This is a genomic window from Amycolatopsis sp. NPDC049252, assembly GCF_043197175.1.
Taxonomy (GTDB): Bacteria; Actinomycetota; Actinomycetes; order Mycobacteriales; family Pseudonocardiaceae; genus Amycolatopsis.
On record NZ_JBICSQ010000007.1, the window covers coordinates 142,392 to 166,239 of the forward strand.

Genomic DNA, 23,848 nt, shown 5'->3' on the forward strand with positions numbered 1-23,848 from the left:
CAAGACGGCACTTTCACGACAGGTGGTGAGCTCCAGGTGACCCCCTCCGGCCGAGGCGACCTGTTCGACCCGAAGTGCCCGACGCGCCGGCTGCTGGACCGGATCGGCACGAAGTGGACGTCGATGGCGGTCAAGGTGCTGGCCGAGGCCGACCCGGGCGAGGTGCGGTTCGCCGAGCTGCAACGGCGAATGCCGGGCGTCTCCCAGAAGATGCTGTCGGTGACGCTGCAGAGCCTGACGCGCGACGGCCTGGTCGCGCGCCGGGTGGAGCCGACGGTGCCGCCGAAGGTCCACTACCGGCTGACCGACCTCGGCCGGTCGCTCGAAGTGCCGCTCGCCGCCTTGCGGAACTGGGCCGAGGAGAACATGGCGGCCATCGACCGGTCGCGTGACGTCAGCCCGGAATAGCTTGCCCCTGACATTGACGTCAGGTTTTAGCGTAGCTCGCATGACCGGAATCCGCGGAAAGCACGACAGCCGCTTCGACGACGTCCGCGCCGCGCTCGAGAAGAACGTGACCTCCGGTGACGAACTGGGCGCGTCCCTCGTCGTCGACCTCGACGGCGAGGTCGTCGCCGATCTCTGGGGCGGCTTCCGCGACCCGGCCCGGACCGTCGCGTGGGACGAGCACACCATCACCAACGTCTGGTCGACGACGAAGACCGTGACCAGCCTGGCCGCCCTGATGCTCGTCGACCGCGGCGACCTCGACGTCCACGCGCCGGTCGCGAAGTACTGGCCGGAGTTCGCCGCCAACGGCAAGGAGAGCGTGGAGGTCCGGCACCTGCTCTCGCACACCTCCGGTGTCTCCGGCCTCGATCAGCCCGCGGTCGTCGAGGACCTCTACGACCTGAAGACGTCGACGACCCGGCTGGCCGCGCAGGCACCGTGGTGGACGCCCGGGACGGCTTCCGGCTACCACGCGTCGAACTTCGGGCACCTGGTCGGCGAGGTCGTCCGCCGGGTGAGCGGGAAGCCACTGAAGGCGTTCGTCGCCGAGGAGATCGCCGGGCCGCTGGGGGCGGACTTCCGGATCGGTGCCGCCGAAGCGGACTGGGGCCGGATCGCGGACGTCGTCCCGCCGCCGCCGGCGCAGTTCGACCTCGAAGCGCTGGGTGCGGACAACGTGATCGTCAAGACGCTGACCGGACCGGCCATCGACGCGGGTGTCGCCAACACGCCCGCGTGGCGCCACGCGGCCCTCGGCGCGGTGAACGGGCACGGCAACGCGCGCTCGGTCGCGCGGATCCTCTCGGCGCTCGCGCTGGGCGGCACGGTGGGCGGCGTCCGCCTGCTCGGCCCGGACACGATCGGCCTGATCTTCGAGGAGCAGGCCAACGGCGTCGACCTCGGGCTCGGCATCCCGCTGCGCTGGGGCATCGGCTACGGGCTGCCGCTGCGCGAAACGGTGCCGTGGATCCCGGACGGCCGCGTCTGCTTCTGGGGCGGCTGGGGCGGTTCGATGATCATCACGGACCTCGACCGGCGCCTGACGATCTCGTACATGATGAACAAGATGGGCCCGGGCATCATCGGCTCCGACCGCAGCGCCACGTACGTCCAGGCGGTTTACGACGCGCTGGGATAATCCCGGTATGGACTCGGGGACGACCACGCAGCTGATCACCGTGGGCGCGACGCTCGGCGGGGTGGTGCTGACCCTGCTGACGAACACGTTCGTGGAGAGCCGGAAGCTGAAGGCGACCCAGCGGGTCGAAGCGCAGAAACGGGCCACGGACCAGGCCAACTGGCTGCGCGACGAGCGGGTCAAGGCCTATGCCGGCCTGTCGACGGCGAGCGAGGAAGCGTTCCAGCTGATCCGGTCGGAGTTCGTCGAGCTGCGGAAGGACCGCCCCGGGATCGAGGCCCGGTGGCGCGAACGCCGCAACGAGCTCCGCAAGGCGTACAACCAGGTGGAACTCTTCGGCACGGACGAGCCACGCCGTCGCGGCAAGGAGTTGTGGAAGGCGGCCCGCAACGGGGTGAACGGCGTCTTCGCCGAACTGGACGCCGGGGAACCGCTGGTGCGACGGGAAAGCCTCGACCGGGTGCTGACGGGGATCAGCGAAGCGGGTGAACGGTTCCTGGAGGCGTGCCGCGCCGACGTCCAGAGCACGGCCGAAGAACGTTGACGCTTCGTCAGGCTGGGCCGGCGAGGCCGATCAGGTTGCCCTCCGGGTCGGTGAAGTGGGCGACCACCAGGTCGCGGCCGGGCGCGCGGTCCGGGCCCATCCGGCGCTGGCCGCCGAGACGTTCGGCCTGCTCCAGCGCCGCCGCGACGTCCGGGACGCCCACGTAGAACACGTTCTGCGGCGCGAAAGACGCGCCGCCGCCCACGCCGCCGGGGATGCCGCCCGTCTCCACGAAGCCGTAGTCGCCCGGCTCAGACACCTGGTCCGACACCGGGCCGGACGTGTCGTACTCCCAGCCGAACAGCTCGCCGTAGTACCCGCGCAGGCGCGCCGGGTCGGTGCCGATGATCTCGAAGTGCACGACAGGGGCGGCCATGGCCGGTTCCTTCCGTTCGACGTCCGGACCTTCACCGTAGGCCACTCTAGTTGTTAAAAGCAACCTCGGAGTTGTAAATTGGCTCCATGCCGACCACTCGCACCTACGGGGACGCGTGTGCCACCGCCCGCGCGCTCGACGTCGTCGGAGAGCGGTGGGCCCTGCTCGTCGTGCGCGAGCTTCTGCTGGGGCCGCAACGGTTTTCCGACGTCCGCCGTGCACTGCCGGGCGCCAGTTCGAACCTGGTCACCGACCGGCTCCGGGAGCTGGAAGGCCGGGGTGTCGTGAGCCGCCGGACGCTGCCGCCGCCCGCGGGTTCGACGGTCTACGAGCTGACCGCGTGGGGCCGCGAGCTGGAGCCGATCGTGCTCGCGCTGGGCGCGTGGGCCGCGCACGTCCCGCTCCCCGAGCCCGCGACGCTCGGCGCGACGTCGGTGCTGCTGTTCCTCCGCGGTTCCGCCCGCCCGCGCGGTTTCGCTTGCTACCGCGTCGAACTGGACAGTCGCGTGTGGACGGTCCGCACCGAACCCGGCCGGCTGACGGTCCAGCCGGGCGAACCCGCGGCGCCGGACGCCGTCGTCCGGACCGACCCCGTCACGTTGAACGCCCTCCTCGAGAACCCGGCCGATCTCGACGCGGCGGTCGCCGACGGCCGCGTCGAGATCGAGGGCAGCAGGAAGGCCGTCGTGAGGCTGCTGCGCGAGCACGAAGGCTGAACGCTCAGGCGAAATCGGCGGCGTGGTCCGCGGCCCATTCGGCGAAGCCGCGAGCCGGCCGGCCGGTCACCTCCAGGACCGTCTCCGTGGTCGGCTGCGGCCGGTCCACCAGCGCCGCCAGCCTCCGGATCCGCGACTCGATGACGTCCGCGGAGCCGACCGTGCCCAGGCCCCGGGCCGCGAACGCCGTCGTCAGCTCGCGGCGGTAGTCGTCGAGGTCCTGGCGTTCGACGCGCACCGGACGGCCGATGGCGCGACCGATCAGCTCGACGTGGCGCCGCACGGTCAGCGACGCGGGCCCGGTCAGCGTGTACTCCGCACCGAGATGCCCGGACGACGTCAGCGCACACGCGGCGACGGCGGCGATGTCCGCTTCGTGGATCAGCGCCGAATGCGAGTCCGGGAACGGGTCGCGCACCACGCCGGCCGACCGGATCGGCTCGGCCCACAGCAGCCGGTTGGCCGCGAACCCGACGGGACGCAGGAAGGTCCACGGGATTCCCGCGTCGCGCACGGCCTGTTCGGCTTCGCCGTGGGCGCGGGTGATGGCGTCCGCCGACGCGGGATCGGCGCCCGCCGCGGACAGCAGGACCACCTGCGCCAGGCCGCCCGCGTGGGCGAGGAACCCGCCGAGCCCGGCCGTCCCGGCGTAGAGGAACACCTTCGTGACGCCCGCCAGCGCCGCCTCCCAGCTCTCGGGCCGGGCCAGGTCGGCCGCGACCACCTCGACGCCGGCGGGCAGCCGGGCGCGGCCCGGGTCCCGCCCGGCCGCCCGTACGTCCTGCCCCGCGTCGAGCAGCTGTCCGGTCAGCGTGCGGGCGACGTTCCCGCGGGCTCCGGTCACCAGAATCGTCATGCGTCCCAGGCTCGTCCCGTTCCGGCCGGCCGGGGTAGGCCAACCGGTACCACCCCGGGCCGGGGTGATGATGGCACCGTGGACAGGGTGGAACTGAGCGGTTTCCTGCGCAGCCGCCGGGACCGGCTGCGGCCGGCCGACGTCGGGCTGGTGCCCGGCCCGCGGCGGCAGACGCCGGGGTTGCGGCGCGCGGAGGTCGCGCTGCTGGCCGGGATCTCCGTCGACTACTACGTGCGCCTCGAGCAGGGTCGCGGGCCACGGCCGTCGGAGCAGGTCCTGGCCGCGCTCGGGCGGGCGCTGCGGCTGACCGGCGACGAGCACGCCTACCTCCGGCGGCTGGCCCACCCGGCGCCGGTGCCCCCGCCGCGCGAGGTGCCCGGCAACGTCCTGCGCCTGCTGGAGCGCCTCGGCGACGTGCCGGCGATGGTGATCGACGCCGGTTTCGACATGGTCGCCTGGAACCGGATGCTCGTCGCGCTGATCGGCGACCCGGCCGCGTGGCCGCCGCGGCGCCGCAACCGGCTGCGACGGCTGTTCGACGACGGCGACACGATCACCGGCAACCGGCTGGACCTGGCCCGGTTGTGCGTCGCGGACCTGCGCGCCGGCGGGCGGTACCCGGCCGATCCGGCGGTCCGGTCCCTTGTGGACGAACTGCGGGAAGAGAGCCCGGAGTTCGCCCGGCTGTGGGCCGAGCGGGAGGTCGAAGTGCAGCGGACGCTGACCAAGCGGACCGTCCACCCGGTGGCCGGCGCGCTGGAACTGGACTGCGAGATCCTCGCGGTGCCCGGCCACGAGCACCGGCTGCTCGTCTACACCGCGGCGCCGGGCACTTCGTCGGCCGAAGGGCTGCGGCGGCTGGCCTCCCTCAGCGAGGGCGCCAGCACGAAGATCCCGAGCGTCACCACGACCGCCGACGACAACGCCCAGTGCAGCCCGACCCGCGTCGCCAGCGCCCCGACCAGGCCCGGCTCGACGAGGAACCCGAGGTAACCGCAGGCGGCGACCGCCGCCACCGCCTGGCCCGGCTTGTCCGCCTGCTTGCGGCTCGCCACGCTCCACGCGATCGGCACGATCCCGGCCACCCCCAGCCCGACCACCGCGAAGCCCAGCACCACCGCGACCGGCCACGGCGCGAGCAGGACCACGGCGAAGCCCAGTATCGCGACCGCCGTCGCCACTCGGGCGAAGCGCACCGCGCCCGTCCGCGCGACGATCCGGTCGGCGACCAGCCGGATCGCGATCATGGTCGTCGAGAAGGCGAAATAGCCCAGGGACGCCAACGCCGGTGCCGCGCCCGTGACGTCGGCCAGGTACACCGCGCTCCAGCTGTTGACCGCGCCCTCGGCGACGAACCCGCAGAACGCGATCACGCCGAGCGGCACCAGCGCCCGGCTCGGCCACGCGAACGCCGCCTCACCCTGACCGCGGTCCGCGCCGGTGAGGAACCGCGTGCGCGCGGCCCACAACGCGAGCGCCAGCAGCACCGCGCCGGCGATCGGGAAGTGCACCGACACCGGGACGTGCGTGGCCTCCATCAGCGCGTCGGCACCGGAGCCCGCGAGGCCGCCGATGTTCCAGAAGGCGTGGAACCCGGCGAAGATCGGCCGGCCGTACCCGTCCTCGACGCGCGCCGCGTGCGCGTTCATCGCGACGTCGAGCAGGCTGTTGCCGACACCGAGCACGACCAGCGCGGCGACGAACACCGGCGCCGACCAGGCGAACGCGACCAGTGGCAGGCCGCCGCACAGCACGACCGCGCCGAGCACGACGGCCGCGCGGCTGCCGATCCGGGCGAGCAGCGCGCCGACACCGAGCAGGGCCAGCACCGAGCCGGCGGCCAGCCCGAACAACCCCGTGGCCAGCTGACCGGTGCTCAACCCCAGCTGCGCCTGCACCGCCGGCACCCGGGCCAGCCAGGTCGCGAACGCCGCGCCGCAGACCGCGAACACGACCGAGACCCCCAGCCGGGCGCGCCTCAGCTCCCCCGTCATCCGGCCACCCTACGGATTACCCTGACGTCCATGGCGAGCTGGGAAGACGTCGGCCGGATCGCGCGCGGGCTCCCTGACGTGACCGAGGAAAATGGCCGCGGATACCTGGCCTGGTCGGTCGGGAAGAAGGGTTTCGCCTGGGAGCGCCCGCTGCGGAAGGGCGACCTCGAGGCGCTCGGCGAGCGCGCGCCCGCCGGGCCGGTCCTCTGCGCGTACGTGCCGGACGTCGGTGTGAAGGACGTGCTGATCGCCGACGACCCGGCCGTCTTCTTCACGACTCCGCACTTCACCGGCTTCCCGGCGATCCTCGTCGAGCTCGACCGCATCGACGTGCCGACGCTCGACGAGGTGCTGACCGAAGCCTGGTTGTGCCGGGCGCCGAAACGGCTCGCCAAGGAATGGCTCGAAAGCGGCTAAACTTCGGCTTTCGCTCCGCATCTGCGGATCCCGGGAGGTCGGATGCTGTTCCGCGTACTCGCCCTGTCGACCGTGCTGCTCGCCGGGACGACGACCGCCGCCGAGGCGTCGCCCCGGACGCTCACCGTCGAAGGCGCGGTCACGTCTCCGGCGTCGTACACCAGCGCCCAGCTGAAAGACCTCGGCGAGACGACGTATCCGCAGGTCACCGGCGTCGACCTGACCAAGGTGGTGGCCGCCGCGGCGCCCGTCCTGCCGCCGGGCAAGAACACCGCGCTGCGCGTGACCGTGACGGTCACCGGCGCGGCGCACCGCGCGGTCACCTTCGCCCTCGCGGAACTCGACCCGGCCTTCGGCGACCACCCCGCCGTGCTCACCACCGGCCGCGACGTCGACCTCGTCGTCCCCGGCGACCGGGACCGCAGCCGCCGGGTGGACGACGTCCGTTCCGTCCGGGTCGCCGTGTCCGATGCCGGGCCGGCCGAGCGGGCGGTGCGGATCACGACCGCGCACCGGGCGGTCACGCTGCCGCCGTCGCTGCTGAGGCTGCTGCCCTCCCGCACGGTCACCGCGACCTTCTCGTCGGGCACCGGCCGGCAGACGCACACCGAAACCGGGCCGTCGCTCCGGCTGGTCCTGCTGGTCGCCGGGGTGCTGCCGCGGCCGGACACGCCGGTGGTCGCGGTCGGCGACGACGGGTACGGCGCCGCGGTCACGCTCGCCGAGGAGTCCACGGGCGGCCGTCCGCTGCTGCTGTCCACCGTGGAGGACGGCGTCGCGCTCACGCTGCCGCGGCTCGTCCCGCTCGGCGACGTCAAGGGCGGGCGATACGTCTCCGGGGTGACGGCGCTCGACGTGCGCTGACCTCAAACAGTCCGACGCACGAGCCGACCTGCTTGACCGCACCCGTATAGTCGGAACCGACTAATAGGGAGCGACTGACGACCATGGCAGCCCGCAAGATCCGCAACACCCTGGCGCTGGCCCTGCTGGGCCTGCTGCTCGAACGCCCGATGCACCCGTACGAAATGGCGTCCACGCTGCGCGAACGCAACAAGGACACCAGCTTCAAGATCAACCCCGGCTCGCTCTACGACACCGTGGAGTCCCTGGCCAAGCACCGCTGGATCGAGCCCGTCGAGACGGTCCGGGAGGGCAACCGGCCGGAGCGGACCGTGTACGCCCACACCGAGCTCGGCCGGCAGGAGTTCGTCGCGTGGCTCGACGAGCTGGTGCGCGTGCCGGTCGACGAGTACCCGAAGTTCGTCGCAGCCGTGGCCTACCTCGGCGCGCTCGGCCCGGAGCGGGCCGCCGACGCCCTGGAGGAACGCGCCCGCCACCTCGCTGAACGTGTCGAGGGCGCGGAGACGGCGTTGGCCGGCACGGTCGGCAAAGGGGCGCCGCGGCTGTTCATGATCGAGGTCGAGTACGTCAAGCACGCGTGGCAGGCCGAACTCCATTGGGCGCGCCACACCGCCGCCGAAATCCGCAGTGGCTCCCTGCCCTGGCCCGAACACTTCTGAGGGGAAGACCGTGCCCGCACTCGAAACCGACGTCCTCGTCGCCGGCGCCGGCCCCGCCGGCCTGCTGCTCGCCGCGGAGCTCGCGCTCGCCGGCGTGCGCACCACCATCGTCGAACGGAACCCGGAAAAGCCGCCGTACTGCCGTGGGTTCAACCTGAACTCGCGTTCGCTGGACCTGCTGGCCCGGCGCGGCCTGGCCGAAGGCCTGGTCGCCGAAGGACACCAGGTGCCGCACGCACCGGCCACCGGGATGCCCGGGCCGCTGCTGCTCGACGGCACCACCACCGACCACCCGTTCTCGCTCGGCATCCCGCAGACCCGCGTCGAGGAGGTCCTGGAGGCGCGAGCACGGGAACTGGGCGCGCAGCTGCTGCCCGGTCATGACCTGAAGAGCTTCACGCAGGACGAGGACGGCGTCACCGCGTCCATCCACAACGGACGGACGATCCGCGCTCAGTACCTCGCGGGGTGCGACGGTGGGCGCAGCACCGTGCGCAAACAGGCCGGAATCGGCTTTGCCGGCGTCGACGCCCGGTGGTTCGCGCTGCTCGGCGACGTCGAATGCGAGCTGCCGTACGGGGTTTCGGCCGGGCCGGACGGCCGGACGCTGTTCGTCATCCCGCGGCCGGGGTACGTCCGGATCGTCGTGCGGGAGGACGATCCGCCCGCGGACAAGGACACGCCGGTGACGCTCGACCGGCTCCAGTCCCAAGTGGACGGCGTGCTCGGCCGGCACGTCGAGCTGCGCGCACCGCGCTGGCTGACGCGGTTCGGCGACGCGGCGCGGCTGGCCGAGCGCTACCGCGAGGGCCGCGTCCTGCTGGCCGGCGACGCCGCGCACATCCACCCGCCGGCCGGGGCGATCGGCGTCAACGTCGCCCTCGACGACGCGTTCAACCTCGGCTGGAAGCTCGCCGCGACGGTCCGCGGAACCGCGCCGGACGGCCTGCTCGACAGCTACCACACCGAGCGGCACGCGGCGGGAGAGCGCATTCTGGCCAACACCCGCGCGCAGGTCGCGCTCCAAGAAGCCGGGCCGGAACCGCTGGCCGACCTGATGCGCCGCGTCGCCGCGCACCCGGGTGGCAACCGCGCGCTGGCCGAGATCATCACGGGCCTCGACGCCCGCTACGAACCCGGGGACCACCCGTGGCTCGGCCGCCTCGCCCCGGACATCCCGTTGCGGGGCACCGAAACGCACCTCGCCGCCCTGCTGCACCCGGGACGTCCGGTGCTGCTGGACCTGACTTCGGATCACGCTTTCGCCGCATGGTCACCGGGGATCGACGTCGTCGCCGCACAGTCCACTTCGGACGTCCAGGCTCTGCTGCTGCGGCCGGACGGGCACGTCGCCTGGCTGGCGACCGGCTCGGAAGACACCGGCCTGGCGGCGGCGATCCACCGGTGGGTCGGCGACGTTCCGATTCCCGCGAGGGCGTAGGACGGGTCAGCGCGGGCGGTCCAGCACCGCCCGCCGCTCCCGCCGTCCGTCGAGGGTGCGGGTGCTGTGCGTCGTGAACCCCAGCTTCTCCACGACCCGGCCCGACGCCTCGTTCGCCGGCTCGTAGACCGCCAGCAGCCGGTCCGCGAAACCGGACGCGAAGACGTGGTCACGTACCGCTTCCGTCGCCTCCGTCGCATAACCGCGGCCCCAGCACGGCCGGGCGATCCACCAGCCCATCTCCACCGCCGGATGCCCGATGCCCGACTCGGCGGCGTCGCGGCACACCAGCGCGACCACACCGTCGAACGAGCCGGGCGCCGCCGACACGGCGAACCAGCCGAAGCCGTGCTCGGCCCAGTGCTCGAGCGTCGCGCGGTGCTTGGCGAGGGTGTACTCGCGGGTCCACGGCTCGCCGGTGCCGACGTACCGGACCGTCTCGGGCACCTGGGCCAGCGCGAACAGGTCGTCGAAGAAGGCCTCGGACCAGGGGTGCAGCGTGAGCCGTTCCGTGGTGATGCGCACCGCGCCGAGTCTAGGACTCCTTGAGCAGCACGGCGATCCCGTCGAGCTGCACCCGCAGGCCGAACTCGAACGCCTCGTCGAGGTCGACGTCGCTCAGCCCGGTGATCGTTTCGGCGAGCGCCGGGAACCGGCCCGACTCCAGGTGCCCGACCAGCTGCGCCATGTCCGCCTCGAGCCGCTGGGCGCCGGTGATGCCGGTGTCCAGCTCGGCCTCGACCTCGAACGCGTGGCTCACGGCGAGGCCGCCGACCCAGCCGTTGAGCGTCATGATCACCTGCAGCCGCGTGCGGCGGTGCAGCCCGGTGCCGGCCAGTGCCCGCAGCATCCAGTCGACGAGCCGCAGCCCGCTCGCCACGATCGGCGGCCGCACCAGCGAGTGCAGCATCACCGGCGCCAGCCACGGGTGCCGCCGGTACGCACGCCACTGCGTCCGCGCGGCCAGCTCCAGTCGCGGGCGCCATTCGGCCGGCCCCGGTTCGGGCAGTTCTTCGGCGCCGAGCGCGGTGTCGGCCATCAGCCGCACCAGCTCCTCCTTGTCCGGTACGTGCCGGTACAACGCCATCGGGCCGACCCCGAGCTCGGCCGCGAGCCGGCGCATCGACAGCGCCCCGCGGCCCTCGGCGTCCGCCAGCGCGATGGCCGCGCGGACCAGCCGCGCGCGACCCAACGGCGGTTTCTGCGGGGTCCGGTCGCGCACCACCGTGCCGCTGCCCGGCACCGCGCGCACCCAGCCCTGCTCGCCCAGCACGGTCAGCGCCTTCGCCGCGGTCGCCATGGCCACGCCCCACTCGCGGACCAGCGACCGGGTGGAGGGCACGCGCTCGCCGGGCCGCAGCTCACCGGCGGTGATCCGGCGGCGCAGGTCCGCCGCGATCCGCAGGTACGGCGCCTGCTCGGCCACGAACACCCCGATCCGTACTAGAACACTTCTCCTGCACACCTAGAACGGTTTCAGGGTACTCCCCCATTGTCGTCAGCACGGACTGTCGTGTCGTCCCGGTGGTCAATACGGTGCGGATACACCGTAAGAGACAGGGGGACGGCATGACCACGACCGAGAAGCCGGCGTCGATCGGGGGAGCCCGGCGGAGCACCCCGTGGTGGCGGCGCCCGTGGGTGTTCCCGCTGGGGCTGCTGGTCACCGTGTTCCTGGTGTACTCGCTCCCGCCCTACCTCGGACTGGACCCGGCCGAGTCGCGGATCCCGCCGCCGGAGGGGACCGGCTGGTACTACCCGGTGCTGGTGACGCACATCGGCTTCGCGACCATCGCGATGGTGACCTGCTCGCTGCAGATCTGGCCGTGGCTGCGGCAGAAGCACCCGGTGGCGCACCGGCGCGTGGGCCGCGTGTACGTCTTCGCGGGCGCCATCCCGGCGTCCATCGCCGGGTTCGCGATCGCGGTCGCCGCGGCGTTCGGGCCGGTCGGGGCGGTGTCGAACGTCCTGCTCGCGACGCTCTGGTTCGGCTGCACCGTGCAGGGCTACCGGATGGCGCGGGCGCGGCGCTTCGGCGACCACCGGCGCTGGATGATCCGCAGCTTCGTGCTGTGCATGTCCATCATCAGCAACCGGATCTGGGGCGTGCTGTGGGCGATCGTGTTCGCGCCGCAGCTGGACACGACGTTCGGCGGCAGCGAACCGGCGATGGGCCAGGCGATCGCCGGGGTCACGACGTGGACGGGCTGGGTGATCCCCCTCCTGATCGCCCAGTGGTGGCTGGAGCGGCGACGTCGTCGCACGACGTCTGCGGCGTGAGCACGGGCGGAACCGGTCGTGGGGGTCGGTTCCGCCCGTCACCGGCGGTCATGCCCCCGAACGGCCTATGGTCCGGACCACATTAATGGTCTATACCAATTAGGACAGGAATTCCCGCCGCCGCGTTCGTCGTCGTGGAGGTCCCCCCATGCGTGTCCCCCGTCTCCGTCCGATCCTGGCCGCCTTGGGCGGTCTGGCCGTGCTGGCCACCGGGTTCGCGGCACCCGCCGGCGCCGCGGCCGGCTCACCCATCCCGGTCGGCCCGTACGTCGACATGGGGGCGTGGCCGACACCCAGCCTGTCGGCGATGTCCGCCGCGAGCGGCGTCAAGAGCTTCACCCTCGCCTTCGTCAACTCCTACGGCTGCAAGGCCAGCTGGTTCGGCGCCTACGACCCGCGCACGGCGTGGCAGAAGGACGAGATCACCAAGATCCGCAACGCCGGCGGCGACGTCAAGATCTCCTTCGGCGGCGCGTCCGGCATCGAGCTGGCCCAGGCGTGCAGCACGGCCGCCCAGGTCGCGGCCGAGTACGACGCGGTCGTCAAGGCGTACGGCCTGAAGTACGCCGACTTCGACATCGAGGGCGCGGCCGTCGCCGACCCGGCGTCGATCACCCGCCGCTCACAGGCCCTGAAGACGTTGCAGAACAACAACCCGGGGCTGAAGATCTCGCTGACCCTGCCGGCGCTCCCGACCGGCCTCGACGCGAACGGGCTCACCGTCGTCAAGGCCGCCAAGGACGCCGGGGTGAACCTCGACCTGGTCAACATCATGGCGATGGACTACTACCAGGGCGCGGGCGACCAGGGCGCGAAGGCGATTTCCGCGGCCAAGGCCACGCAGGCGCAGCTGAAGTCGCTGTACGGCCTGAGCGACGCCGCGGCGTGGAAGAAGGTCGGCGTCACCCCGATGATCGGCGTCAACGACTCGCAGAACGAGATCTTCTACCAGAAGGACGCGAAGGCGCTGGTGGCGTTCGCCAAGACGGTCCACCTGGGCATGCTGTCGTTCTGGGAAGCGGGTCGTGACGCCAACGCGTGCACGGGCGCGCTGTACAAGTGCACCAACGTGCCGCAGGCGAAGTACGAGTTCGCGAAGATCTTCGCGGGCTACACGGGCTGAGTCACCACCGGGCGGCGTCCGCGAGCAGTGCGTCCCGCACCGCCGCGGGCCCCGCCCGGCACGGCTCGGTCCTCGTCACCACGAACAACGTGTTGATCGGGGGCTCCGCCGGGTCCAGAAGGGCGACCAGCGCACCCGACGTCAGCTCGGCCGCGCACAGGTAGCGCGGCAGCACGCTGACGCCGAAGCCCGCGAGCACGCACGCCAGCACGCCTCGCAGGTCCGGGACGACCACCGCGGGCCCGGGCGGCGGGCGTACGCCCAGCACCGAACGCCAGTAACGGCGGATGATCGGCAGGTCCTCGGCGTACGCCACCAGCGGCGCGGTACGAGGGTCGCCGGAAAAGCCCTGCGGGCCGACCAGGACGAACTCCTCGTCGGTCAGCGGGGTCGCCGTGAAGCCACGGCCACGCGGGCGGATCGTCGAGACGACCAGGTCGAACCGGCGCTGGGAGAGACCCGCCAGCAGCTCGTCGGCCAGGCCGAACGTCACCCGCAGCTTCAGCCCGGACACGACCAGGCCGGCCAGTGCGGGCAGGACCCGCAGCGTCGTCAATTCGGCGGGCCCGGCCAGGTGCACCGGCGCCGCGAACGGGTCGTCACCGACCGCCACCGCGGCCAGGGCGTCGACGTGCGGGGCGACGCGGGCCGCCAGTTCGTCGGCCACCGAGGTCGGCGTCACGCCACGCGCGCGCCGGACGAACAGCTGCTGCCCGAGGTGCTCCTCGAGGGCCCTGACCTGCGCGGTCACCGTCGGCTGGGACAAGCCCAGCGACGGTGCCGCACCGGTCAGCGAGCCCGCGCGGTGGACCGCGAGGAACGTGCGCAGCAGGTCGAGGTCCAGCTCAGTCCTCGATCAGCTCGATCGAGTCCACGACGTTCGGGTAGAACGCGACGTGGTCCTTGATCGGCGCGACCGCGTCGTACGGCTTCTCGTACGTCCAGATCGCGTTCTCCGCCTGCACGTCACCGACGTTCAGGCTGTAGTAGCTGCTGTCGCCCTTGTACGGGCAGTACGTCTCGTGGTCGGTCCGCTCCAGCACGCTGAAGTCGACGTCCTCCCGCGGGATGTACTGCGCCGCCGGGTAGTTCGACTCCTGCAGCGTCAGCGCGTTGCGGCTGTCGGCCACCACGCGCCCGCCCGCCTTGACCACCACGCGGGCCTTGGTCGGCTCGACGGTGATCGGGTGGTCCGGGCCCGGGACCAGCACCTTCTTCTCCGGCATGTCAGCTCCTCGAAAAGTCGCGTACTGGGAGCAGCACCCGGGACCCGGTGGTTATTCCGGGTCAGGGCAGGTAGTACATCGGGTTCGGCAGCTTGACCGGACGCAGCCCGTAGCCGCCTTCGAGGTCGCTGAACTGGTCACCGACGTTCAGCACGATCTTCGCGCCGGTCGCCTCGATGTGCGCCCGCGTGCCGGACTTGTACTGGACGGTGTTGCAGGTCAGGCCGCACGGCAGGTAGTCCGGCGCGGTCACCTTCGGCTTGAAGAACGCAGCCGTCGGCGCCGGGTAACCCTCGTTGGCGAGGTTCTTCAGCGACTGCGGTCCCTGCAGCTCGTTGCGGCCGGTCAGGAAGTACACCTTCACGCCGTGCTGGGCGGCCCAGTTGCTCAGCTCCAGCACCGGCTTGTTCACCACGAAGGTGCCGTTGTCGATGGCCTGCTGCTGCTTGACCGGGTCGAAGCCGAAGTCGTTGTCGGCCTCCCAGCCGTAGGTGACCTCGGAGGTGTCGTCGACGTCCAGCACGATCGCCGGGTTCTTCACCCGGCCCAGCTGCTGCTGCAGGTAGCGCTTCGCGTCGGCGACGACGTTCTTGGTGTCCTTCACGAACCGGCTCGTGTCGGAGTAGTGGTGCTTGCCCGCGGCGTCGAGGTAGTCGCCGTAGTAGGCCTTGACGTCGTTCTTGACCTGGCCGATGTTGGCCGGCTCCTTGGCGCGGGCGGCGGTGGCGTCGTCCGAGCCGGCCAGCGCGGTGGCCCCCGAAGCGACGGTGGCACCGATCGCCGCGGCGGCGGCGAGCTTGACGAGACCTGACCATTTTCCGGACACGGGCGACCCTCCAGTGCAGACTTGACGACGGAGGGAACCTACGTCACGTTCACCCGGAGTTCCACCCTACGTTGGTTCCTGTTCACCTAGACGCGCTCGGCGCGGCACACGAAAGCCACCGGCGCGCGGCCGATCCGCGTCAACACCACGGAAGCTTCCGCCGAACCGCGTGGTTTGAGCCTGCGACGCAACGCGTCCGGATCGACGTCCAGGCCGCGGATCAGGATCTCCAGCCGCCCGACGTCGTGTCGCTTGAGGACGGCCTTCAGCGCCTTTTCGCTGTACGGGCCCTGCTCCAGCACGCGGAACGCCCGCACCCCCGGTGGCGGCGTGTCCCCGGTCAGGTAGGCGATGCGCTCGTCCAGCTGCCACAACCCGTGCCGCGCCGCGTAGTGGCGGACCAGCCCGGCCCGCACGACGGCACCGTCCGGGTCGACGATCCACTCCCCCGGCGCCCGCGCCGGCAGGTCGTCCGGTTCGGCGTCGGTGACCGTCCACTGTGTTCCGTCCGAGCGCAGCACGCTCGCCCGCCGGGTGACGCCCGTGCCGAGGCCGCGCCACAGGCAGGACTCGCGCACCTGGCCGTCGAGGGACACCAGCTCGACCTCGTCCGCCCACGGCGCGATCGCGAAATCGAGCCCTGGCGCGCACTTCACGGACAGCGGACGGCCCGGGTACGCCTCGACCAGGCCGTCGAGCGGCGGCGTGAAGTCGGCGGGCTTCCAGGCCCGGCGTCCCGCGGAGTCACGGCGAGCCGGATCCGCGACGACGACGGCGTCGCGGCTCACCGGCCGCAGCGCGTCGGCTCGCGCGAGCCCGAACGAGACACCCGCGGAAGCGCCGTTGTGCCGGGCCATCGCCAGCCGCACCGGGTCCACATCGGACCCGAGCGCACGCTTGGCGACCCGGGCGATCTCGACCAGGTCGGCCCCGACCGAGCAGGTGACGTCGTGGACGTCGAGACCGGCCAGGCGCCGAGCCCGGTGCCGCGCGACCACGGAAGCACTCGCCTGCTGAAGGGCGTCCGAGGTGAACAGCCAGTCCACGCCGGACAGCTTCCCGGCGGCTTTCCGGCGCAGCAGCACGGTTTCCAGCACCGCGGCCGCGCGTTCTTCACCGACGATGCGGCGCACGGCGGCGACGTCGGCGATGTGGTCGGTCAGCGGCCGCGCCGCGACCTCGGCGAGCGCCGCCTCACCCGCGCCGGAGCGCAGGTGGGCGACGTCGCCGAGGGTGAACGAATAGGCCACTCAGGACGGCCGCTTGGTCCCGGTGATCATCACGTTGTAGAACAGCTCGCGCGGCAGCACCTTCGCCAGCAGGTTCTTGTCCACAGCGGACAGCCGCAGCCACAGCTTGTAGGCGAACAGCCGCCAGCGGACGGTCAGCTTCTCCTGCGGCACCGCGGCTTCGAACGTCCGGATCGGCCAGCCGGCCAGCGCCGCGGCGAACTCCTCGGTCACCGCGCGGACGTCCTGGGCGCCGGCGCCGCGAGCCATCGTCTCCAGCTCCGACGGGTCGAAGGTGTGGATGTCCACGACCGCTTCGAGGGCGGCGGCGCGCGAGGACTCGTCGAGCTCCTCCTGCGGACGCCGCCAGCCGCTCAGCGCGGGCAGCTTCGTCACCCGGGTGGTCAGGAACCAGGTGAACTGGCCGAGCTTGCGGGCGTAGAAGTCGCCGATCTTGGTCGGCTCACCGGCGAACACGAACCGGCCGCCCGGCTTGAGCACGCGCAGCACCTCGCGGAACGCCGCCTGGACGTCCGGGATGTGGTGCAGCACCGCGTGCCCGACGACCAGGTCGAACGTGTTGTCCTCGTACGGGATCCGCTCGGCGTCGGCGACCCGGCCGTCGACGTCGAGGCCGAGGCTCTCGGCGTTGCGCAGCGCGACCTGCACCATGCCGGGCGAGAGGTCGGTGACCGAGCCCTTCTTGGCGACGCCGCCCTGCATCAGGTTCAACAGGAAGAAACCGGTGCCGCTGCCCAGTTCCATCGCGTGCTGGTACGGCTGGCCGTCATCACCGGCGACGGCGTTGAACACGTCCGTCGCGTACGAGATGCAGCGCTCGTCGTAGGAGATGGACCACTTCTCGTCGTAGGTGCCGGCTTCCCAGTCGTGGTACAGCACGTTCGCGAGCTTCGGGTCGGCCCAGGCGGCCTGGACCTCTTCCGCGGTGGCGTGCGGGTGCGGGGCCGGGTCGTTCACGTCGGTCAAGGCGTCATTTCCCTTCGAAAGTGGCCTTGCCGGGGCCGTTCTCGATGAACGACTTCATGCCGTTCTTCTGGTCTTCGGTCGCCCAGAGCGCGGCGAACAGGTGCGATTCGAGCTTGAGCCCGTTCGCGAGGTCGGTGTCGAGGCCGCCGTCGATCGCCGCCTTGGCCGCGCGCAGCGCGACGGCCGGCCCGTTGACGAACCGGGACGCCCACTGGTGGGCGGTGGCGTAGACGTCGTCAGGGGCGACGACCTCGTCGACGATCCCCAGCGCCAGCGCCTCTTCGGCCTTGACGAACCGGCCGGTGAAGACGATGTCCTTGGTCTTGCTCGGCCCGATCAGCCGGGCCAGGCGCTGGGTGCCGCCCGCGCCGGGGATGACACCGAGCTGGATCTCCGGCTGGCCGACCTTCACGTTGTCGCCGGCGACCCGGCGGTCCGCGGTCAGCGCGAGCTCGAGGCCGCCGCCGAGGGCGTACCCGGTGATCGCGGCGACGACCGGCTTCGGGATGTTCGCGATCGCGGCGAGCGTCCCGGTGAGGGTGGCGCCGAACTTCGCGATCTCCGGGTAGGTGCGGGTGGCCATCTCCTTGATGTCCGCGCCGCCGGCGAAGGTCTTCTCACCGCCGTAGAGGATCACCGCGCGGACGTCGTCACGCTCGGAAACCTCTTTGGCCAGCTCCGCCAGTTCGGCGGTGACCTGGGCGTTCAGGGCGTTGACCGGCGGCCGGTCGAGCCGGATCGTGCCGACCCCGTCCTTGACCTCCAGCGATACGAACTCTCCCACGCCCAACCTCCTCGTTGACCAACTGCCAGCAGGCTACCGGCCGGTAAGCGTCAGCTTAGCGACGACGGGCGAAGAAGCGATCTCCGGAGCGTTCGAGAACCAGGTCCTGGTCGAACGTCTTGGAGAGGTTCTCGCTGGTCACGACGTCGTCGACGAGGCCGGACACGACCGCGTGACCGTCGCGGAGAAGCAGCGCGTGGGTGAACCCCGGCGGGATCTCCTCCACGTGGTGGGTGACGAGCACCATGGCCGGCGCGTCCGGGTCGAGGGCCAGCGCGGACAGCCGCGCGACGAGGTCCTCGCGGCCGCCGAGGTCCAGCCCGGCCGCGGGCTCGTCGAGCAGCAGCATCTCGGGGTCGGTCATCAGCGACCGGGCGATCAGGGCCCGCTTGCGCTCGCCTTCGGACAGCGTGCCGAACGTGCGGTCGGCGAGGTGCCCGATGCCCATCGCGCCCAGCAGCTCGGTCGCGCGCTCGGTGTCGAGCTTGTCGTACTCCTCGCGCCAGCGACCGACGACCGCGTAGCCGGCGCTCACCACGACGTCCTTCACCAGCTCGTCGCCCGGGACGCGCTGGGCGATCGCGGCGGAGGTGAAGCCGATGCGGGGGCGCAGCTCGAAGATGTTGACCTTGCCGATGCGCTCGCCGAGCAGGTCGAGCTCGCCGGTGCTCGGGTGCAGCTCGGCCGCGGCCAGGCGCAGCAGGGTGGTCTTGCCCGCGCCGTTCGGGCCGAGCACCACCCAGCGTTCGTCCAGTTCGACGTTCCAGTCGAGGCCGGCGAGGAGGTCGTTGGTCCCGCGGCGGACGCCGACACCGGCCATCCGGACCACGAGGTCGTCAAGTTCGCTGGGCTGGATCGGCTCGCTCACGAACCCCATTCTGTCTGCCGTCGCGCGCGCGTGCGCACCCGCCCGGGTGAGACGGCGAACCGGCAGGTCGGAGACGTCCACGACGTGGAACGGCGCAGTCCGGAAGTGTAGGTCGCCGCGCCGTTGTGGCAGGATCGGCAGCATGTCGGCAGCCGCGCCCGTGCCCCCGGTCACCCGGGGCTCGTTCTGGCGCCGCCGCGCGATCGACCTGCTTCTCGTCGCTTCCGCCGGGTGTACCCCGGCACGGCTCCGCTGACCCGTCGCGTCCTCCTCCGGACGCGTACGGCCGGTGCCGTGCTGCCCCCGCGTCCCGATCACTTCGCGTCCGAGGAGCACCCGCGTTGACCACTTCGATCGTCCGTCCCGCCGTCGAAATCCACCCGCAGCTGACCGACCCGCTGCTGCCCGAGCTGCTGCACCCGTCGCGGCTGCTCTGGACGCCGCGTGAGCTGGCGGAGCTGACCGCCACCGTGACCACCGAGCTGACCGCCGGCCTGCGGGGCATCCTGCGGTTCGACGAGGACCACCGCTGGTGGGCCCGGCTGGCCCTGACCGACGGCGTCGAGCTGTGGCTGCTGTCGTGGCTGCCCGGCCAGCAGACGAAGCCGCACGACCACGGCGGCGCGTCCGGCTCGTTCACCGTGCTGCAGGGCGAGGTCGGCGAGGAGTACCGCTACCCCGGCGGCCCGGTCCGGCGCCGCACGCACGTCGCGGGCGAGGGCCTCGGCTTCGGCGCCGGGCGCGCGCACCAGGTCACCGGCATCGGCGACACGCCGGCGGCGACGGTCCACGCGTACTCGCCGCCGCTGGTGCCGACCCGGGAGTACGCGACGCTCGCCGACGTCCCGGCCGAAATCCCGCCGCTGCCCGCTATCGTCGGGCGATGAGCGCCATCGACTCGTTCCTGGAGAAGGCCCGGTCCGGCCTGGACCGGGTCACCCCGGCCCGGGCCCGCGAGCTGCAGGAGGCGGGTGCGCTGCTCGTCGACATCCGGCCGCACGCGAACCGGGAGGCCGAGGGCGAAATCCCCGGCGCGGTGATCGTCGAGCGAATCCACCTGGAGTGGCGGCTGGCCCCGGACAGCGAGTGGCGGCTGCCCGCGGTGACGCCGGACTCGACGGTGATCGTGCTGTGCAACGAGGGTTACTCGTCGAGCCTGGCGGCGGCCGACCTGCAACGGCTGGGCCTGCCGCGCGCGACGGACCTCGACGGCGGCTTCCGGGCCTGGGCGTCCGCCGGCCTGCCCGTGCAGACCGGCGGAAGCCCGGCGATTCCCTAGGTTCGTCGGTCAGGCCAGCGCGGGCGCGACCTGCGAGGTGAACAGGTCGATGCCGGCGCGGTCGTACGCGGCTTCGGGGAAGTTGAAGATCGCGTAGGACATGCCGAGCGCCCCCATCTCGGCGAGCTTCTCGGTGACCTGCTCCGGCGTGCCGGTGGTCGGGCTGTTCACGAAGTTGCCGTGCCAGCGTTCGGCGGCGTCGGCCGGGGCGTACTTGCCGAGGTGGGACTTCAGCCAGGCCAGCTTGTCCTGGACGTCCTTCTCGGTCTCCCCGAGCACGACGTTGTGGTTGACCGAGCGCACGATCGCGTCGTAGTCGGTGCCGACGTCCTTGCAGTGCTGCGCGAGGATGTCCGACTTGCGGGTGAACGTCTCCGGGTCGCCGGCGAAGTTGGTGTACTTCGCGTACTTCGCCGCGATCCGCAGCGTCTTCTTCTCACCGCCACCGGCGATCCACAGCGGGATCCCGCCTTCCTGCGGCGGCAACGGGCGCAGGATCGCGCCGTCCGTCCGGTAGTGCTTGCCGTCCAGTGTGGACGTTCCGGTGGTCCAGAGGTCCCGCATGATCTGCACGCCCTCGTCGAGCTGACCGAGCCGCTCGCCGGCACCCGGGAAGCCGTAGCCGTAGGCCCGCCACTCGTGCTCGTACCAGCCGGCGCCGATGCCCATCTCGACGCGGCCGCCGGCGATGGTGTCCGCGGTCGCGGCGACCTTCGCCAGGTAGGCGGGGTTGCGGTAGCCCATGCAGGTGCACATCTGCCCGAGCCGGATGGTGTCGGTCGCGGCGGCGAAGGCCGAGATCAGCGACCACGCCTCGTGCGTGGCCTCCTCCGTCGGCACCGGCACGGTGTGGAAGTGGTCGTAGACCCAGATCGATTCGAAGGGCCCGGCCTCCGCGTGCTTCGCGAGGCCGAGCATGGTCTTCCAGTGGTCCGCGGGGTCGATGCCGGCCAGGTCCAGCCGCCAGCCCTGCGGGACGAAGAGTCCGAAGCGCATGCCCCCAACCTAACGCGGGCAGCGGCTGCGCGCGGTGTGGTTTTCGGGGGCCGAGCTGGAGCAACTCCAGGTCAGACCCGGCTTCCGGCCGGTGCGGCGAGCGTGGGCGCAAAGCCGTGAAGGCCTCCTTCCCGGCTCTTATGGCCGGGAAGGAGGCCTTCACGGCTTTCGTCAGGCGAGGACGACCCGAGCCAGTTCGGCCGGGGTCGCCAGCAGGCCGTGCTTCGGCAGCACACGCACCGTGTACCCGATCGCCCCCGGTTGCGGCAGCTTCAGCCGGGCCGCGAACGCGCCGATGCCGTCGCCGGTCATCGGGACCGTGACCGGGTCGCGCAGCTCGTCGTCGTCGCCCACCCGGCCGACCACCGCCTGGATGTCCACTTCGGACGGATCGAGGCCGGCCAGGTCGATGCGCGCGCGGATCGTCACCTCGGTGCCGACCACCAGCGGCTCGGCCGCCTCGATCTGCAGCTCCGAGTCGAAGATCCGCACCCGCGGCCACGACACCTCGAGCTTCGTGCGGTAGTCCGCCAGCGACAGCGCGCCGCGGTAGCCGTCACCGGTGGCCGCCGCAACCGTCCGGGACGCGGGCAGGTAGCCGTTGTCGACGTACTCGCGGACCATCCGTGACGCCTGGACCCGGGGGCCGAGCGTCTCCAGCGTGTGCCACACCATCGACAGCCAGCCGGCCGGGACGCCGCCCGCGTCGCCGTCGTAGAACAGCGGCGCGATCTGCTGGCCGAGCAGGTCGTAGAGGGCCGCGGCCTCGAGGTCGTCGCGGCGCAGCGGGTCGGCGACGCCGTCGGCGGTCGGGATGGCCCAGCCGTTGCTGCCGTCGTAGCACTCGTCCCACCAGCCGTCGCGGATCGACAGGTTGAGGCCGCCGTTGAGCGCCGACTTCATCCCCGACGTCCCGCACGCCTCCAGCGGCCGCACCGGGTTGTTCAGCCAGACGTCGCAACCGCGGTAGAGGTACCGGGCCATCGACATGTCGTAGTCCGGCAGGAAGACGATCCGGTGCCGCACGTCCGCGCCGTCGACGAACCGGACGATCTGCTGGATCAGCTGCTTGCCGTTCTCGTCGGCCGGGTGCGACTTCCCGGCGACGACGACCTGGATCGGCCGCCGTTCGTCGAGCAGGAGCGTGCGCAGCCGGTCCGGGTCGCGCAGCATCAGCGTGAGCCGCTTGTACGTCGGGACGCGGCGGGCGAACCCGACGGTCAGCACGTCCGGGTCGAACACCGAGTCCACCCAGCCCAGCTCCAGCGGGGACGCGCCGCGCTGCAGCCACGCCGCGCGCACCCGGCGCCGCACCTCGAACACCAGCTTCTCGCGCAGCTCGCGCCGCAGCGCCCACAGCTGGGCGTCCGAAACGCCGTCGCGCAGCGGCCCTTCGCCGGTGTCGAGGCCCCACTCGCGGCCGAGCAGCGTGCTCAGCTCGCGCGCCACCCACGTCGGGCCGTGGACGCCGTTGGTCACCGAGGAGATCGGCACCTCGTCGTGGTCGAACCCGGGCCACAGCCGGGAGAACATCTTGCGCGTGACGCGTCCGTGCAGCTGGGAGACGCCGTTCGCGCGCTGCGCCAGCCGCAGGCCCATGTGCGCCATGTTGAACAGGCCGGGGTTGTCCTCGGCACCGAGCGCGAGCACGCGCCGCGGGTCGATGTCGGGCACCAGGCGACCGTCGCTGAAGTAGCGCTGCACCAGGTCCACCGGGAACCGGTCGATGCCCGCGCTGACCGGGGTGTGCGTGGTGAACAGCGTCCCGGCGCGGACCGCCGGCATGGCCTCGTCGAACGCGAGGCCGTCGGCCTGCACGATCTCGCGGGCCCGCTCCAGCCCGAGGAACCCGGCGTGGCCCTCGTTGGTGTGGAACACCATCGGCTGCGGGTGGCCGGTGATCTCGCAGTACTTGCGGACGGCGCGGAAACCGCCGATCCCGGCGAGGATCTCCTGCCGCAGCCGGTGGTCGGCGTCGCCGCCGTAGAGCCGGTCGGTGACGCCGCGCAGGTCTTCGTCGTTGGCCTCGGTGTCGGTGTCGAGCAGCAGCAGCGGCACCCGCCCGACGCGGGCCTGCCAGATCTGCGCGCACAGCTCGCGCCCGCCCGGCATCGCGACGCCGATCAGCACCGGCCGCCCGCCGACGGTCAGCAGCTCCAGCGGGAAGGCGTTCGGGTCGATCACCGGGTAGTGCTCGACCTGCCAGCCGTCGAGCGACAGCGACTGCCGGAAGTAGCCGTTGCGGTAGAGCAGCCCGACGCCGACCATCGGCACGCCCAGGTCGGACGCGGCCTTGAGGTGGTCGCCGGCGAGCACGCCGAGGCCGCCGGAGTAGTTCGGCAGGGCTTCGGTGACACCGAACTCCATCGAGAAGTAGGCGACCGCGGGCGGCAGGTCGGCGTCGTCACGCTGCTGGTACCAGCGCGGCTCCGACAGGTAGTTCTCCAGGTCGGCGGCGGCGACGCGGGCGCGTTCGAGGAAGTCGGCGTCGACCGCGAGCTCGTCGAGCCGGGCCGGCGGCAGCGCGGTGAGCATCCGCAGCGGGTCGCGGACGGCGTTGAACAGCTCGGCGTCCATCGACGCGAAGAGGTCGCGCGTCGGCGGATGCCACGTCCAGCGCAGGTTGGTGGCGAGCGCACCGAGTCCCGACAGCGACTCCGGCAGGCTGGCGCGGACGGTGAACCGGCGGACTGCACGCATGGACAGCGACGATATCGGGCCGCCGCCCGCGCTGCGCGGGGAGTACTTCGGGGATTACGCGCACACGCCCCGTAAGCCCTGGGTATGGTCCTGGC

26 protein-coding genes and 1 pseudogene are annotated in these 23,848 nt (G+C 72.0%); 13 read left to right on the plus strand and 14 right to left on the minus strand.

The window, feature by feature from the left end:
* The first annotated feature begins 36 nt into the window (after positions 1–36).
* The 3 genes from ACGFMK_RS12625 to ACGFMK_RS12635 are packed head-to-tail and all read left to right on the plus strand — an operon-like array spanning position 37 to position 2,132.
* Positions 37–408: a winged helix-turn-helix transcriptional regulator gene (locus ACGFMK_RS12625; protein ID WP_392761322.1), complete on the plus strand. Its 372-nt coding sequence runs from the start codon at positions 37–39 to the stop codon at positions 406–408.
* A 40-nt stretch (positions 409–448) separates the two neighbouring features.
* Complete coding sequence (locus tag ACGFMK_RS12630; RefSeq protein WP_392761325.1) at positions 449–1,588, plus strand: serine hydrolase domain-containing protein; 1,140 nt, start codon at positions 449–451, stop codon at positions 1,586–1,588.
* Positions 1,589–1,595: 7 nt separating this feature from the next.
* Positions 1,596–2,132 (plus strand): hypothetical protein, encoded by a 537-nt coding sequence (locus tag ACGFMK_RS12635; RefSeq protein WP_392761328.1) that lies wholly within the window; start codon positions 1,596–1,598, stop codon positions 2,130–2,132.
* Between the two features lie 7 nt (positions 2,133–2,139).
* Here ACGFMK_RS12635 and ACGFMK_RS12640 read toward each other — a convergent pair whose 3' ends face one another.
* Entirely contained in the window at positions 2,140–2,508 is a 369-nt protein-coding gene (locus tag ACGFMK_RS12640) for a VOC family protein (protein WP_392761331.1), read from the minus strand.
* Between the two features lie 86 nt (positions 2,509–2,594).
* On the opposite strand from ACGFMK_RS12640, the gene ACGFMK_RS12645 reads away from it, so the two are divergent.
* A complete protein-coding gene (locus ACGFMK_RS12645; protein ID WP_392761334.1) occupies positions 2,595–3,224 on the plus strand; it encodes a winged helix-turn-helix transcriptional regulator in 630 nt (209 codons plus the stop codon).
* A 4-nt stretch (positions 3,225–3,228) separates the two neighbouring features.
* Here ACGFMK_RS12645 and ACGFMK_RS12650 read toward each other — a convergent pair whose 3' ends face one another.
* Positions 3,229–4,080, minus strand: a complete 852-nt coding sequence (locus ACGFMK_RS12650) for an SDR family oxidoreductase (protein WP_392761337.1) — start codon at positions 4,078–4,080, stop codon at positions 3,229–3,231.
* An 87-nt stretch (positions 4,081–4,167) separates the two neighbouring features.
* Here ACGFMK_RS12650 and ACGFMK_RS12655 point away from each other — a divergent pair.
* Positions 4,168–4,881, plus strand: a pseudogene (locus ACGFMK_RS12655) (helix-turn-helix transcriptional regulator); the annotation flags it as partial.
* Between the two features lie 11 nt (positions 4,882–4,892).
* On the opposite strand, the gene ACGFMK_RS12660 reads toward ACGFMK_RS12655, so the two are convergent.
* Positions 4,893–6,074 (minus strand): MFS transporter, encoded by a 1,182-nt coding sequence (locus ACGFMK_RS12660; protein ID WP_392761338.1) that lies wholly within the window; start codon positions 6,072–6,074, stop codon positions 4,893–4,895.
* Positions 6,075–6,104: 30 nt separating this feature from the next.
* Between ACGFMK_RS12660 and ACGFMK_RS12665 the strand changes: the two genes are divergently transcribed.
* The 4 genes from ACGFMK_RS12665 (at position 6,105) to ACGFMK_RS12680 (ending at position 9,455) form a co-directional block, all read left to right on the plus strand.
* Positions 6,105–6,491 carry an MmcQ/YjbR family DNA-binding protein gene (locus tag ACGFMK_RS12665; RefSeq protein ID WP_392761341.1) on the plus strand — a complete coding sequence of 129 codons (387 nt, stop codon included), beginning with the start codon at positions 6,105–6,107 and terminating at the stop codon, positions 6,489–6,491.
* 42 nt (positions 6,492–6,533) lie between these two features.
* A complete protein-coding gene (locus ACGFMK_RS12670) occupies positions 6,534–7,355 on the plus strand; it encodes a hypothetical protein (protein WP_392761343.1) in 822 nt (273 codons plus the stop codon).
* An 83-nt stretch (positions 7,356–7,438) separates the two neighbouring features.
* Positions 7,439–8,014, plus strand: a complete 576-nt coding sequence (locus ACGFMK_RS12675) for a PadR family transcriptional regulator (RefSeq protein ID WP_392761345.1) — start codon at positions 7,439–7,441, stop codon at positions 8,012–8,014.
* Positions 8,015–8,024: 10 nt separating this feature from the next.
* The gene (locus ACGFMK_RS12680; protein ID WP_392761348.1) at positions 8,025–9,455 is read left to right on the plus strand and encodes an FAD-dependent monooxygenase; all 1,431 of its coding nucleotides are present in this window, start codon (positions 8,025–8,027) and stop codon (positions 9,453–9,455) included.
* Positions 9,456–9,461: 6 nt separating this feature from the next.
* Here ACGFMK_RS12680 and ACGFMK_RS12685 read toward each other — a convergent pair whose 3' ends face one another.
* The gene (locus ACGFMK_RS12685) at positions 9,462–9,980 is read right to left on the minus strand and encodes a GNAT family N-acetyltransferase (RefSeq protein ID WP_392761350.1); all 519 of its coding nucleotides are present in this window, start codon (positions 9,978–9,980) and stop codon (positions 9,462–9,464) included.
* A gap of 10 nt (positions 9,981–9,990) precedes the next feature.
* Positions 9,991–10,887, minus strand: a complete 897-nt coding sequence (locus ACGFMK_RS12690; protein WP_392761353.1) for a TetR/AcrR family transcriptional regulator C-terminal domain-containing protein — start codon at positions 10,885–10,887, stop codon at positions 9,991–9,993.
* 137 nt (positions 10,888–11,024) lie between these two features.
* Between ACGFMK_RS12690 and ACGFMK_RS12695 the strand changes: the two genes are divergently transcribed.
* Positions 11,025–11,735: a DUF2306 domain-containing protein gene (locus tag ACGFMK_RS12695; RefSeq protein ID WP_392761356.1), complete on the plus strand. Its 711-nt coding sequence runs from the start codon at positions 11,025–11,027 to the stop codon at positions 11,733–11,735.
* A 148-nt stretch (positions 11,736–11,883) separates the two neighbouring features.
* Complete coding sequence (locus ACGFMK_RS12700) at positions 11,884–12,858, plus strand: chitinase (protein WP_392761358.1); 975 nt, start codon at positions 11,884–11,886, stop codon at positions 12,856–12,858.
* A gap of 1 nt (position 12,859) precedes the next feature.
* Here the strand turns inward: ACGFMK_RS12700 and ACGFMK_RS12705 are convergent, their stop codons facing one another.
* The 7 genes from ACGFMK_RS12705 to ACGFMK_RS12735 all read right to left on the minus strand — a co-directional run bounded on the left by ACGFMK_RS12705 (position 12,860) and on the right by ACGFMK_RS12735 (position 18,787).
* The gene (locus ACGFMK_RS12705; RefSeq protein WP_392761500.1) at positions 12,860–13,702 is read right to left on the minus strand and encodes a LysR family transcriptional regulator; all 843 of its coding nucleotides are present in this window, start codon (positions 13,700–13,702) and stop codon (positions 12,860–12,862) included.
* Position 13,703: 1 nt separating this feature from the next.
* Entirely contained in the window at positions 13,704–14,084 is a 381-nt protein-coding gene (locus ACGFMK_RS12710; RefSeq protein ID WP_392761361.1) for a DUF427 domain-containing protein, read from the minus strand.
* 61 nt (positions 14,085–14,145) lie between these two features.
* Entirely contained in the window at positions 14,146–14,910 is a 765-nt protein-coding gene (locus ACGFMK_RS12715; RefSeq protein WP_392761364.1) for an HAD family acid phosphatase, read from the minus strand.
* An 86-nt stretch (positions 14,911–14,996) separates the two neighbouring features.
* Complete coding sequence (locus ACGFMK_RS12720) at positions 14,997–16,160, minus strand: class I SAM-dependent methyltransferase (RefSeq protein ID WP_392761367.1); 1,164 nt, start codon at positions 16,158–16,160, stop codon at positions 14,997–14,999.
* The gene (locus ACGFMK_RS12725) at positions 16,161–17,126 is read right to left on the minus strand and encodes a class I SAM-dependent methyltransferase (RefSeq protein WP_392761370.1); all 966 of its coding nucleotides are present in this window, start codon (positions 17,124–17,126) and stop codon (positions 16,161–16,163) included.
* A gap of 4 nt (positions 17,127–17,130) precedes the next feature.
* Positions 17,131–17,910: an enoyl-CoA hydratase/isomerase family protein gene (locus ACGFMK_RS12730; protein WP_392761372.1), complete on the minus strand. Its 780-nt coding sequence runs from the start codon at positions 17,908–17,910 to the stop codon at positions 17,131–17,133.
* A 55-nt stretch (positions 17,911–17,965) separates the two neighbouring features.
* Entirely contained in the window at positions 17,966–18,787 is an 822-nt protein-coding gene (locus tag ACGFMK_RS12735; RefSeq protein WP_323337447.1) for an ABC transporter ATP-binding protein, read from the minus strand.
* Between the two features lie 332 nt (positions 18,788–19,119).
* Here ACGFMK_RS12735 and ACGFMK_RS12740 point away from each other — a divergent pair, with 332 nt between their 5' ends.
* Both ACGFMK_RS12740 and ACGFMK_RS12745 read left to right on the plus strand, forming a co-directional pair.
* Positions 19,120–19,665, plus strand: a complete 546-nt coding sequence (locus tag ACGFMK_RS12740) for a cysteine dioxygenase (RefSeq protein WP_392761375.1) — start codon at positions 19,120–19,122, stop codon at positions 19,663–19,665.
* Positions 19,662–20,057: a rhodanese-like domain-containing protein gene (locus tag ACGFMK_RS12745; protein WP_392761378.1), complete on the plus strand. Its 396-nt coding sequence runs from the start codon at positions 19,662–19,664 to the stop codon at positions 20,055–20,057. Before ACGFMK_RS12740 ends, ACGFMK_RS12745 begins: the two co-directional genes overlap by 4 nt.
* Positions 20,058–20,066: 9 nt before the next feature.
* Here ACGFMK_RS12745 and ACGFMK_RS12750 read toward each other — a convergent pair whose 3' ends face one another.
* Both ACGFMK_RS12750 and glgP read right to left on the minus strand, forming a co-directional pair.
* A complete protein-coding gene (locus ACGFMK_RS12750) occupies positions 20,067–21,053 on the minus strand; it encodes an LLM class F420-dependent oxidoreductase (RefSeq protein WP_392761380.1) in 987 nt (328 codons plus the stop codon).
* A 171-nt stretch (positions 21,054–21,224) separates the two neighbouring features.
* Positions 21,225–23,753, minus strand: a complete 2,529-nt coding sequence (glgP, locus tag ACGFMK_RS12755; RefSeq protein WP_392761383.1) for an alpha-glucan family phosphorylase — start codon at positions 23,751–23,753, stop codon at positions 21,225–21,227.
* Between the last annotated feature and the right edge of the window lie 95 nt (positions 23,754–23,848).

Bases quoted from the DNA above. Each gene is read 5' to 3' on its own strand.
- ACGFMK_RS12630 (WP_392761325.1), top strand. From the start codon at position 449: ATGACCGGAATCCGCGGAAAGCACGACAGCCGCTTCGACGACGTCCGC.
- ACGFMK_RS12635 (WP_392761328.1), top strand. From the start codon at position 1,596: ATGGACTCGGGGACGACCACGCAGCTGATCACCGTGGGCGCGACGCTC.
- ACGFMK_RS12640 (WP_392761331.1), bottom strand. From the start codon at position 2,508: ATGGCCGCCCCTGTCGTGCACTTCGAGATCATCGGCACCGACCCGGCG.
- ACGFMK_RS12645 (WP_392761334.1), top strand. From the start codon at position 2,595: ATGCCGACCACTCGCACCTACGGGGACGCGTGTGCCACCGCCCGCGCG.
- ACGFMK_RS12650 (WP_392761337.1), bottom strand. From the start codon at position 4,080: ATGACGATTCTGGTGACCGGAGCCCGCGGGAACGTCGCCCGCACGCTG.
- ACGFMK_RS12660 (WP_392761338.1), bottom strand. From the start codon at position 6,074: ATGACGGGGGAGCTGAGGCGCGCCCGGCTGGGGGTCTCGGTCGTGTTC.
- ACGFMK_RS12665 (WP_392761341.1), top strand. From the start codon at position 6,105: ATGGCGAGCTGGGAAGACGTCGGCCGGATCGCGCGCGGGCTCCCTGAC.
- ACGFMK_RS12670 (WP_392761343.1), top strand. From the start codon at position 6,534: ATGCTGTTCCGCGTACTCGCCCTGTCGACCGTGCTGCTCGCCGGGACG.
- ACGFMK_RS12675 (WP_392761345.1), top strand. From the start codon at position 7,439: ATGGCAGCCCGCAAGATCCGCAACACCCTGGCGCTGGCCCTGCTGGGC.
- ACGFMK_RS12695 (WP_392761356.1), top strand. From the start codon at position 11,025: ATGACCACGACCGAGAAGCCGGCGTCGATCGGGGGAGCCCGGCGGAGC.
- ACGFMK_RS12700 (WP_392761358.1), top strand. From the start codon at position 11,884: ATGCGTGTCCCCCGTCTCCGTCCGATCCTGGCCGCCTTGGGCGGTCTG.
- ACGFMK_RS12710 (WP_392761361.1), bottom strand. From the start codon at position 14,084: ATGCCGGAGAAGAAGGTGCTGGTCCCGGGCCCGGACCACCCGATCACC.
- ACGFMK_RS12735 (WP_323337447.1), bottom strand. From the start codon at position 18,787: ATGGGGTTCGTGAGCGAGCCGATCCAGCCCAGCGAACTTGACGACCTC.
- ACGFMK_RS12745 (WP_392761378.1), top strand. From the start codon at position 19,662: ATGAGCGCCATCGACTCGTTCCTGGAGAAGGCCCGGTCCGGCCTGGAC.
- ACGFMK_RS12750 (WP_392761380.1), bottom strand. From the start codon at position 21,053: ATGCGCTTCGGACTCTTCGTCCCGCAGGGCTGGCGGCTGGACCTGGCC.
- glgP (WP_392761383.1), bottom strand. From the start codon at position 23,753: ATGCGTGCAGTCCGCCGGTTCACCGTCCGCGCCAGCCTGCCGGAGTCG.